The organism is Frankia sp. KB5, assembly GCF_002099325.1.
GTDB classification, from domain to species: Bacteria; Actinomycetota; Actinomycetes; order Frankiales; family Frankiaceae; genus Frankia; species Frankia casuarinae.
Map to the genome: position 1 here is coordinate 20,162 of NZ_MRUJ01000006.1, position 10,277 is coordinate 30,438.

Here is a 10,277-nt window from a genome sequence, read left to right on the forward strand (position 1 = left end):
ACACGGTGGGGTTCGGTTCAGCCGGATGCGGCGCCGCGATCGGCCGCGGGCGGCCGGGTCGGTGCGGCGTGCCGCTCACCCCACCGGCGCAGGGCCAGCAGGACCGGTGCCAGGTCCCGGCCGGAGGACGTCAGCCGGTACTCGTGCCGGGACCGGGCGCCCGCCTCCTGGTACGGCTGACGCTCCAGCACCCCCGCGCGCTCCAGCGCCCGCAGCCGCTCGACCAGCACGGCTCGGGGCGCCCCGGTGCCGGCCCGGATGCCCTCGAAGCGGTGGACCCCCAGCGTGATCTCCCGGATGACCAGCAGGGACCAGCGCTCACCCACGACCTCCAGCGTCCGCGCGATCGGACAGGCCCGCGGGCCGTCGGACGATTCCTGCATCGGTGCATCCTATCGATACTGGGTACGTATCCTGAATGCAGCCAGTCTAGGCTGCGGGCATGACCACGACTGAGCCCGAATCCGCGCGGCCCGAATCCGCCTCAGGCCACCCGCACGACCCGGCTGCCTGGGGCGAGCCGCGGAGCAAGACGATCACCTGGCACGACCCGCTGCCGGTCGCCGCGGCGGCGGCGTCGCTGAGCGGGTTGGAGTTCCTGTCCGCGATGCGTGACGGGCGCATTCCGCCGCCCCCGATCTCCCGCCTGTTCGACTTCCGGCCGGTCGAGGTCGCGCCGGGAGACGTTGTCTTCACCTGTCTGCCGGACGAGTCGGCCTACAACCCGATCGGCCTCGTCCACGGTGGCCTGGTCTGCACGATCCTGGACACCGCGACTGCCTGCGCGGTGCACTCCACGCTGGCGGCCGCGGTGGCGTATACCTCCATCGAGATCAAGGTTAATTACCTGCGGCCGGTACGCGTCGTCGTCGGCCGGCCGAGCCGGCTCACCGCGCACGGCTGGGTGACCAGGCCGGGACGGCGGGTGGCTTTCGCTGAGGGAGACGTCCGGGATGACCAGGGCAAGGTCGTGGCCACCGCCAGCAGCACCTGTCTGATCATGGGTGAGACGGCCTGATCCCATGGTCTGATCCCATGGCCTGATTCCGCGGCCTGGCCGGAGACCCGACCCGACGCTCGGCCGGGCCGGATGCGACCACGGGCACGTCGTCGGGCTGCTGGCCCGACATCGTCCGTGGACTGTCCCGAACCCGTGTCCGCGCTGTCCCGGCCTTGTCTTCCCGGTGTCCGCAACTCGGCGGGGTCGGCTAACGGACACCCTTGTGGGGCAGTTCATCGGACGATCCACATGCAGTCTGTACGTACACGCTGTATGGTCAATGCAGAGATCATCGCTCATCCACTGGTGACCTAACGAGAGGGGGCCAGCCGTGGCGGTCGAGTGGCGGTACCAGCTCCGGATTGGGACCTACCTGGCGAAGCAGAAGCTGCTTCGTCGCAAGCACTTCCCGCTCGTACTGGAGCTGGAGCCGCTGTTTGCCTGCAACCTGTCCTGCACTGGATGTGGCAAGATCCAGCATCCGGCGTCCGTGCTCAAGCAGCGGATGAGCGTCGACGACGCCTTGGCCGCGGTGGAGGAATGCGGTGCTCCGGTGGTCGCGATCGCGGGCGGCGAGCCGCTGATGCACCCGCAGATCCACGAGATCGTGAACCAGCTGGTCAAGCGCAAGAAGTTCGTGATCCTCTGCACGAACGGGCTGCTGCTCCAGAAGAAGCTCAAGAACTTCACCCCGTCGCCGTACTTCACCTTCGTCCTGCACATCGACGGTCTGCGTGAGCGGCACGACGCGGTGGTGGAGAAGGAGGGCACGTTCGACGAGTGCGTCCGTGCCTTCCACGCGGCGAAGGCCGCGGGCTTCCGGGTCGGGTCCAACTCGACGTTCTTCAACAACGACAGCCCGCAGGACGTCATCGACATCCTGACGTTCCTCAACGACGACCTCAAGGTCGACCAGATCCAGCTCTCACCCGGCTATGCCTACGAGAAGGCGCCCGACCAGGAGCACTTCCTGGGGGTCCAGGAGACCCGCGAGATGTTCTCGAAGGTCTTCGCGGACGGCCGGCGCAAGAAGTTCCGGCTCAACCACTCGCCGGTCTTCCTGGACTTCCTGGAGGGTAAGAGGGAGCTCAGCTGCACCGCGTGGGGCATCCCGAGCTACTCGCTCTTCGGCTGGCAGAAGCCCTGCTACCTGATGAGTGACGGGTACGTCTCGTCCTACAAGGAGCTCGTCGAGACCACCGACTGGGACGCCTACGGTCGTGGCAAGGACCCGCGGTGCGCGAACTGCATGGCGCACTGCGGCTATGAGACCTCCGCGGTGCTGGCCACCATGGGTTCCCTCAAGGAGTCCATCCGAGCGGCCCGCAGCGTCTGAGCTGGCTCATCGTGGTCTGAGCCGGCTCACGGCGCCACCGTCACCGTCAGGTGACGTCGTCCGGCCGGCAGGTCGCCGCCCCGACCGGGTTCACCCGGTCGGGGCGGTCGTCGTCTGTGCCGCCCCGCCTCGCGTCGGCGGGAGCAGGGCCGGCGGGAGCAGGGTTTCGCTGGCGTTGACGACGCCAGCCGGCCTTAGCCGGCGGTCCCGCGGGAGCCGGCGCCGCCGTCGGCACTGACCGGCGGCTGCTCGGCGAGATCGCCACCGCGGCCGAGCCCGCGCAGCAGCCGGTCGAGCACGGTGCCGACCTCGAGGCGGGCGGTGTCCGGGTCCGCGGCGCCGGCGGTGTAGATGCTCGCCTCCGACAGCAGGGCGGCGACCAGCCTGGTCAGCGGGACCACTGGCAGCGGGTCGATGCGGTCCTCGGCCATCGCGCGCTCCAGCCACTCCGAGAGCAGCCGGTAGCCGTGCTTCTCAACGAGCGCATCCCAGGCGTCGTTGCCCAGCACGGCCGGACCGTCGACGAGGACAATGCGCTGGAAGTCGCTGTCCGCGGTGGAGATGTCGAGCAGGGACTGGAACCCGGACCGGAGCTGCGTCCAGGCGTCGCTGGGAAGCTCCGCGTCCCGGGCAAGTTCACCGGCGACGAGCTGTTCGGCCACCTCCGTCGCGACCTGTTCCATCACGGTGCGAAACAGTGCGGCCTTGTCGCGGAAGTGGTGATAAAGCGCGCCGCGGGTGACCTGCGCGTCGGCGACGATCTCCTCGGTGCCGGTGGAGGCGAACCCCTGTTCGGCGAACCGACGGCGGGCGGCGGAGATCAGGGCCTGACGGGTGTCAGCCGTCTGCTCGGTACGACGGCTTCGTGTCACCCCTTGATTATGGTGTAGCCGAGGCCGTTGTACCCACTACCGTCCCGGCACGAGCGGGCCTGGTCGTGACGAAGCTGCTCCGATGCACCCGCAACCGCCGACGGACGCCGATCCGTGGCTGTTGCCTCGCCCCCTGGTCGCGCCCTCGCCAGCCGTTCGTCGCGCATCGCCGATCACTTTTCGTTTTCAACTGGTTGCAGCCGGGTATCTCCGATCACCCCTGTCGATCATGAGGTTACGGGAGGTGCTCATTGTTGCCGCGGGGCGTGGTGGGCACCATCGTCGATGCTCATGTCGGCTACCCCGCCGCCGGCCRGAGGCCTGGGATTTCATGGTGGCGCGGCAGGAGAGTTTCGGGGGGGAGATCTCCATACCGGCTCGGCCAGACCGGGACGGAAGCCTTGTAACCCCGCATTACCCGGGGCGCCCGCACGCCCTTGAGGGGCCCGTGGCAGTATCACTTTCTGTGACAGTGCTGCTGTGGGTCGCCGTTGCCTCTCTGCTCGCCTGGCTCTACCTGACCGTCGGCCATGGGTTCTTCTGGCGGACCGATCAGCGCCTGCCATCCCGGCAGGCGCCGACCGCTTGGCCCAGTGTGGCGATCGTCGTGCCGGCTCGGGACGAGGYCGACGTSCTTCCCGTGACGYTTCCGAYGCTGCTTGCCCAGGACTATCCCGGTCCTGTCCAGCTGATCCTGGTGGACGACGGTTCCACCGACGGGACCACGGAGGTTGCCCGGGACCTGGCGGAACAGGCCGCCACGCGTGGTGAGACCAACGTGACGCCGGCCATGACCACATCCACCGAACCCCCCACTGGCTGGACCGGGAAGCTGTGGGCGCTGCGGCGGGGCATCGAGTGCGCTGGCGACGTCGACTTCCTGCTCCTCACCGACGCGGACATCTCCCACCGCCCGGGATCGCTGACCGCGCTCGTCGAGTCGGCGACCTCCCAGAAGCTGGACATGGTGTCGCAGATGGCCGTGCTACGGGTGCAGACCGGCTGGGAGCGTCTGATCGTCCCGGCCTTCGTGCACTTCTTCGCGATGCTGTACCCGTTCCGGTGGTCGAACCGGCCGGGTTCGCGGGTGGCCGCCGCGGCCGGCGGATGCTCCCTGATCCGCCGGGAGGCCCTTGCGGCGGCCGGTGGACTGGCGGAGGTGCGCGGCGCCGTCATCGACGACGTGGCGATCGCGCGGATCATCAAGCGCTCGGGCGGGCGGACGTGGCTCGGACTCGCCGAGCAGGTCCACAGCCAGCGCCCGTATCCGCGGCTCGCGGATCTGTGGAAGATGGTGTCCCGCAGCGCCTATGCGCAGTTGCGGCACTCCCCGTCGCTGCTGGTCGGGACCGTGTTGGGACTGAGCCTGGTCTTCRTCATCCCAGTGGTCGCGACCATCGTGGGCATCGTGACCGGCGACGTCGCCACGGCTCTCGTCGGTGGGATCGCTTGGTTGATCATGACTGTCACCTATCTGCCGATGACCCGCTACTATTGTCAGCCGCTGCCGCTGGCCCTGCTGCTCCCCGGAGTGGCCGTGCTGTACCTCGCGATGACGGTGGACTCGGCGCGGCTCAAGCGGGCCGGGCGGGGAGCGGCCTGGAAGGGACGTACCTACCAGGATCACGGTGCCCCGGCCGCCGCCCCCGAGTATCCGAACGGCCCGGGTGAACGGCGTGAGGGTTCGGTGGCCGGGCCGCCCGACTCCGGCGGCTCATCGGCCTCCGCCGGCGGCTCATCGGCTTTGCCATCCGCCTCGTCCACGGTGCCCGCAACACCCCTGGTAATGGCGACATCCTCGGCGGTCCCCGCGCCGGCCGTGGCGCCGGCTTCCCCCACGCCTACGTCCATACCGACGCCCACTCCCACGCGGTGGCCCGCATCGTCATCGGCCTCGCCGCCGGTCCGGGGCGGATCGACCGATCAGCCCCGGACCTAGCCGGTGGTCCCGAGCTAGGACGGGGTGCCGTGGCCGAGTCGGTAGAGGGCGGTGRCTAGGAACGCTCCGTCGCGTGAGTGAGTCATCCATCCCGGCCGGGACAGTCGAACAGGACCGGCTGGCGGTCGGCCTCACCATCCGCGACAGGCAGATCGTCGCCCTGCTGGGTCGGCCTCCGGCTTGGACCGCGACAGTAACCGCCGGGCCCGCGCCGGACAGGCGGTCGCGCTGTTCTATCGGCTCTACGGCACCGCACCCGCGCCTGACTGCCCGTCCGAGTCAGACCGTGGCAGGAGCCGGCCCTTGTTCCAGACGACGTCGGAGAGTAACCGCATTCTCGGCAAGGGCGGAGATGAGATAACCCGGACCAGCCAGGGGAAGCAGCGCCACCCCGTCCGCGACGGCCGCTTGCGCGCCGGATTCCGCCCTCTTTGCCGGCACGGACTCCCGCCGGGCTGCCGGAGAGCCCACCGGATCGGGCCCCGCGACGAGGAGCGACCCGAGGGCACGAGCCGAGCCGAGGAGGGCTGGTCCGGTCAGGCCAGGTATCTCGGGACCGAGGACGAGATCCTGGCGCAGCAGGGGGGTCGGTTCGGATGGCGGATCCACCTCCGCATGGGCGTCCATGTCCACCCGCAGGGTGCTACGTATCGATCCGGTCGTCTCCCCGAATCGGCCCAGCACGATCTCCTCGCGCAGCCGTAGCCAGGCCGTGGTCGCCAAGTGCACATCGGTCACCAGGAGATGGTCCGAGCCCCGCGCCGCGACGGTCGGCTCCGGCGCGAAGTCCAGCGCGCCACCCGGGGCCACCCGTGCCGACACGGTGAAGCGGGACGGCCCGGGCCCGTGACCGGGCAGGGCCACCGTCGCGGCCACCGAACGCACCACCAGGCGCACCCCGCTGCCGACGGAGATGTCGAGTCCCAGATCATCACCCGCCAGCGGTCCGGCGGTCGCGTTGACCAGGTGAACCGTCGCGGTCGGCAGCGCGTCCGCGGATAGCGCGGGCACCGTAGACGGGGCCCTGGTCCGACCAGGGGATGCTCCGGTCTGGCGCAGGACGATCGGCACGTCGGAGCGCAACTCGATGAGCCTCGCCGTGCCGTCCGGAGCCGATTCGACCCGGATGACGGCCCGTGCCCGTACGGCCGTGCGGCCCGTTCGGGCGGCCGTGACGAGGGGGCCCTCCGGCCCGGCCGCGACCCCGCCCAGGATGACCCCCCGTCTCATGGCTGCCATGGTGCCAGCCGGGGGCGACGGGATCGGCCGGCGCCCGCGGGTCCACCCGGCGCCGCGCGATCGCGATCGGCCGAGTAGCCGACCATGCGAGTAGCCGACGGGCCGGGTCTGGGACCGATGACGACGAGTCGGCGGGCACCGGTCAGGATGTGAACATCCGTAGCGCCGTGGTGCGGTGCCGTTCGGCCAGGAGATCGAGGCGGATACCGGTGACGGCGGGCAGCAGCCGGGGCGGGCGTCGGGAAGCCTCCGCGCCGGCCAGCGCGATCGCCTCGACCTCGTCGGCGAGCCGGGCGAGCACGGCGGTGACGGCCAAGGGGTCCAGCCCCATCAGGCGGGTCGCGGCGGTCGCGGGTCCGGTGACCGTGGTGTGGGCGGCGACCAGGGCGGCGTCCGAGGGACGCAGGCCCGCGCCCGCGGCGACCATGCCTAGTGCGCACGGGTGGTGCGGTGCACGTGGACCGGGCGGCACGGGCCAGGCGGCCCGGCCCGCTCGCAGCAGCGTGCGCCCCTGAGCCCGGCTCGCGTCGCGTTGGGCGGGGGAGGGCATCCGGGCGTCGAGCTCGGCGTCCAAGGTGGCGATGGTGGTGGGTGTGACGATGGTGACGGGTGTGACGGATGCGGTGGGGACGTGGTCGGCGTGTGGCGCCCGCGTCGCGGGACCCGGCTGCGTGCCGGCCCGGCAGGCTGCGGCCGCGAAGGCCGCGGCGACCAGGCCGGTCGTGGTGAGCCGTCCGACGAGGAAGGCCGCCAGGTCGGACAGGTTCGCCAGACTCCCGTCCGTCACCGCTGCTTCAACACCGCCCGAGTGGGCGTGACCTCCCGTGGGCATCCGGCCGTCCGCGAGGACCAGCAGCGTCGCCCGCCGTCCGGATCGCCCGGTCGGACCAGCCACGTCCTCGGTCCCGCCGTCCCGTGCGGTATCGCCCTCAATCGTCACCGTAGCCGCTCCCGGCGTTAGTCAGTGTCCGAACCGCTGTGGCGTTTACATTCATCGGGCCCGGAAGCCTCTGGATACGCAGTGACAGCCGTGGTAAGAACCGTCAGAACACTCAGAATCAGAACATTCAGAACAGGAAGTAGCGCTGGGTCATCGGGAGTTCGCTCACCGGATCCGCCTCGATCGCCTCACCGTCCACCGTGACGGTGAACGTGTCGGGGTCCACCCGGATGTCCGGTGTCGCGGTGTTCTCGGGAAGATCCGCCTTGCCGCGGCGGCGCACATCCGCGACCGGCACCACCGGGGTGGCGAGCCCCAGCCGTCCGGGCAGCCCGTCCTCGATCGCCGCCGGGGCAACGAAGATCAACGACGACGCGGCGGCCGGACCACGGGCGGCTCCCCACATCGGCCGGGGCAGCACCGGCTGCGGGGTCGGGATGGAGGCGTTCGCATCGCCCATCGCGGCCCAGGCGATGAACCCGCCCTTGAGGACCAGCGACGGCCGCACCCCGAAGAACGCCGGGTCGTACAGCACCAGGTCGGCGAGCTTGCCGGGCTCCACCGAGCCGATCTCCGCGTCCAGGCCGTGCGCCACCGCCGGGCAGATCGTGTACTTGGCGATGTAGCGTCGGGCCCGGGTGTTGTCGGCCCGATCGTCGCCGGCCAGGGACCCGCGCCGGAGCTTCATCACATGCGCGGTCTGCCAGGTACGCAGGACGACCTCGCCGATCCGGCCCATCGCCTGCGAGTCCGAACCGATCATCGAGATCGCGCCCAGGTCGTGCAGGATGTCCTCGGCGGCGATCGTCGACGGCCGGATCCGGCTCTCGGCGAAGGCCAGGTCCTCGGRCACGCTGGGGTTGAGATGGTGACAGACCATCAGCATGTCGAGGTGCTCGTCGAGGRTGTTGACGGTGTGCGGGCGGGTCGGATTCGTCGATGACGGCAGCACGTTGCCGGCGGCCGCGACCGTGATGATGTCCGGGGCATGCCCGCCGCCGGCCCCCTCGGTGTGGTACGCATGGATCGCCCGACCGGCGATGGCGGCCAGCGTGTCCTCGACGAAGCCGGCCTCGTTCAGGGTGTCGGAGTGCAGCGCAACCTGGACGCCGGCGGCGTCGGCGACCCGCAGGCAGGCGTCGATTGCGGCCGGCGTCGTYCCCCAGTCCTCGTGCAGCTTGAAGCCGGCCGCCCCGGCGCGCAGCTGTTCCCACATCGACTCGTCGCTGACCGTGTTGCCCTTGCCGAGCAGGACAACGTTGACCGGCCAGTCGTCCAGCGCGGACAGCATCCGCGCCAGGTTCCAGGATCCGGGCGTCACCGTCGTCGCCTTCGTGCCCTCGGCCGGGCCGGTGCCGCCGCCGATCAGCGTGGTGATGCCGGCGCCCAGCGCCTCCGGAACCTGCTGCGGGCAGATCAGATGGACGTGGCAGTCCACCGCGCCGGCGGTGAGGATCTTCCCGTTACCGGCGATGATCTCGGTGCCGGGCCCCATCACCAGCTCGGGATGGACGCCGTCCATTGTGTCCGGGTTGCCGGCCTTACCCAGCGCGACGATCCGGCCATCGCGGATCCCCACGTCGGCCTTGACCACACCCCAGTGGTCGAGAACGACGGCGCCGGTGATGACGAGGTCGGGCGCACCCTCGGCGCGGGTTGCCAGGGACTGCCCCATCGACTCACGGATGACCTTGCCGCCCCCGAAGACGGYCTCGTCACCGGTCCCGGTGCCCGCCGGCCCGCGGCTGCGGTCCTCCGTCACCTCGATGAACAGGTCGGTGTCCGCGAGCCGGATACGGTCGCCGACCGTGGGGCCGTACAGCGCCGCGTAGCGGGAGCGGTCGAGTCGGCTCACGAACCCTCTCCCTGAAAGCCCGATATATCCTCGATCGTCGCGGTGTCCGCAATCCGGGTGCCGCTCGCGGCGTCCAACGGGCCGGCCGATTCCGGCCGCAGGCCCGGCACGACCCGGGCGCCGGCCAGCGGCACCAGTTCGATCTCGCGTTCCACGCCGGGTTCGAAGCGGACCGCGGTGCCGGCGGGCACCGCGAGCCGGTGGCCCCAGGCACTCGCCCGGTCGAAGTCGAGAGCGGGGTTCGCCGCGGCGAAGTGGTAGTGCGAGCCGACCTGCACCGGCCGGTCGCCCATGTTACGGACCAGCACCGTGCGTACCGGGCGTCCGGCGTTGATCTCGACGGGATCGTCGCCGGTCAGGATCTCCCCGGGGATCACGGGATCGGCCGGTGGACGGTGACCAGCTTGGTGCCGTCCGGGAAGGTGGCTTCGACCTGCACCTCGCCGAGCATCTCCGGCACGCCCTCCATGACGTCGTCCCGGGTGAGCACGGTTCGCCCGGCGCTCATCAGGTCCGCGACGCCGCGACCGTCCCGCGCGCCCTCCAGCAGGAACGAGGTGATGATCGCGGTCGCTTCGGGATGGTTCAGCCGCAGCCCACGGGCTCGCCGTTCACGGGCGAGCCCGGCCGCCACATGGATCAGCAGTCGTTCCTGTTCATGGGGGCTCAGCAGCACGAATGCGAAGCCTAGCAGGTCGGGGAATGCCGCCGGCCTGGTTCGGTTCGGCGCGGTCCACGACATGCCGGCGACGCTCCGGCCCCGATGCTCGTCGGACATATCGGGGCGCAATGTGACGGTCAGGTGAACGGCGACGCTCTCGCAACCCAAGAAAAGTTTCGTCCAGGTTTCTGTCCCGACATTGCCGGGGACGCCGCGGGAGCGTGGTGCCGTCAACAGTAAGAATGGAGTTACTGGTAATTCACCCGGGCGCGATGGGACCGATACGCATCCTTTCTAGCGTCCGGGGAACCGCTCTGGCGTCCGGGGAACCGCTCGGGCCGGTCGGACCGACCGGCAGGTGGGGGTACGCCCGGAATGAGGCTGACAGGGGTTCGGTTGCTCACACTGGTCTTCGGGCGGGGCCGCGCCGCGGTC

The 10,277-nt window shown here is 70.4% G+C and carries 10 protein-coding genes; 3 read left to right on the top strand and 7 right to left on the bottom strand.

Annotated elements, in window-relative coordinates:
* Positions 1–17: 17 nt before the first annotated feature.
* Positions 18–383, bottom strand: a complete 366-nt coding sequence (locus tag KBI5_RS01035; RefSeq protein WP_011435278.1) for a helix-turn-helix domain-containing protein — start codon at positions 381–383, stop codon at positions 18–20.
* A 59-nt stretch (positions 384–442) separates the two neighbouring features.
* On the opposite strand from KBI5_RS01035, the gene KBI5_RS01040 reads away from it, so the two are divergent.
* Both KBI5_RS01040 and hpnH read left to right on the top strand, forming a co-directional pair.
* A complete protein-coding gene (locus KBI5_RS01040; protein WP_011435279.1) occupies positions 443–1,018 on the top strand; it encodes a PaaI family thioesterase in 576 nt (191 codons plus the stop codon).
* 313 nt (positions 1,019–1,331) lie between these two features.
* On the top strand, positions 1,332–2,336 hold the full coding sequence (gene hpnH, locus KBI5_RS01045) for an adenosyl-hopene transferase HpnH (protein ID WP_011435280.1): 1,005 nt from the start codon (positions 1,332–1,334) through the stop codon (positions 2,334–2,336).
* Between the two features lie 194 nt (positions 2,337–2,530).
* Here the strand turns inward: hpnH and KBI5_RS01050 are convergent, their stop codons facing one another.
* The gene (locus KBI5_RS01050; RefSeq protein WP_011435281.1) at positions 2,531–3,208 is read right to left on the bottom strand and encodes a TetR family transcriptional regulator; all 678 of its coding nucleotides are present in this window, start codon (positions 3,206–3,208) and stop codon (positions 2,531–2,533) included.
* A 331-nt stretch (positions 3,209–3,539) separates the two neighbouring features.
* Between KBI5_RS01050 and KBI5_RS01055 the strand changes: the two genes are divergently transcribed.
* Positions 3,540–5,147, top strand: a complete 1,608-nt coding sequence (locus KBI5_RS01055; protein WP_085014064.1) for a glycosyltransferase — start codon at positions 3,540–3,542, stop codon at positions 5,145–5,147.
* A 279-nt stretch (positions 5,148–5,426) separates the two neighbouring features.
* Here the strand turns inward: KBI5_RS01055 and KBI5_RS01060 are convergent, their stop codons facing one another.
* The 5 genes from KBI5_RS01060 to KBI5_RS01080 form a co-directional block, all read right to left on the bottom strand.
* Positions 5,427–6,386, bottom strand: coding sequence for an urease accessory protein UreD (locus tag KBI5_RS01060; protein ID WP_011435283.1), 960 nt, complete (start codon positions 6,384–6,386; stop codon positions 5,427–5,429).
* Positions 6,387–6,528: 142 nt separating this feature from the next.
* Complete coding sequence (locus tag KBI5_RS01065) at positions 6,529–7,326, bottom strand: urease accessory UreF family protein (protein ID WP_023841194.1); 798 nt, start codon at positions 7,324–7,326, stop codon at positions 6,529–6,531.
* Between the two features lie 127 nt (positions 7,327–7,453).
* Positions 7,454–9,181: an urease subunit alpha gene (locus KBI5_RS01070; protein WP_085014065.1), complete on the bottom strand. Its 1,728-nt coding sequence runs from the start codon at positions 9,179–9,181 to the stop codon at positions 7,454–7,456.
* Positions 9,178–9,558, bottom strand: a complete 381-nt coding sequence (locus tag KBI5_RS01075) for an urease subunit beta (protein ID WP_011435286.1) — start codon at positions 9,556–9,558, stop codon at positions 9,178–9,180. Before KBI5_RS01075 ends, KBI5_RS01070 begins: the two co-directional genes overlap by 4 nt.
* Complete coding sequence (locus KBI5_RS01080) at positions 9,555–9,857, bottom strand: urease subunit gamma (protein WP_035732629.1); 303 nt, start codon at positions 9,855–9,857, stop codon at positions 9,555–9,557. Before KBI5_RS01080 ends, KBI5_RS01075 begins: the two co-directional genes overlap by 4 nt.
* Positions 9,858–10,277 lie beyond the last annotated feature (420 nt).

Coding starts and splice junctions, on each gene's coding strand:
- KBI5_RS01035 (WP_011435278.1), bottom strand. CDS start 383: ATGCAGGAATCGTCCGACGGCCCGCGGGCCTGTCCGATCGCGCGGACG.
- KBI5_RS01060 (WP_011435283.1), bottom strand. CDS start 6,386: ATGGCAGCCATGAGACGGGGGGTCATCCTGGGCGGGGTCGCGGCCGGG.
- KBI5_RS01040 (WP_011435279.1), top strand. CDS start 443: ATGACCACGACTGAGCCCGAATCCGCGCGGCCCGAATCCGCCTCAGGC.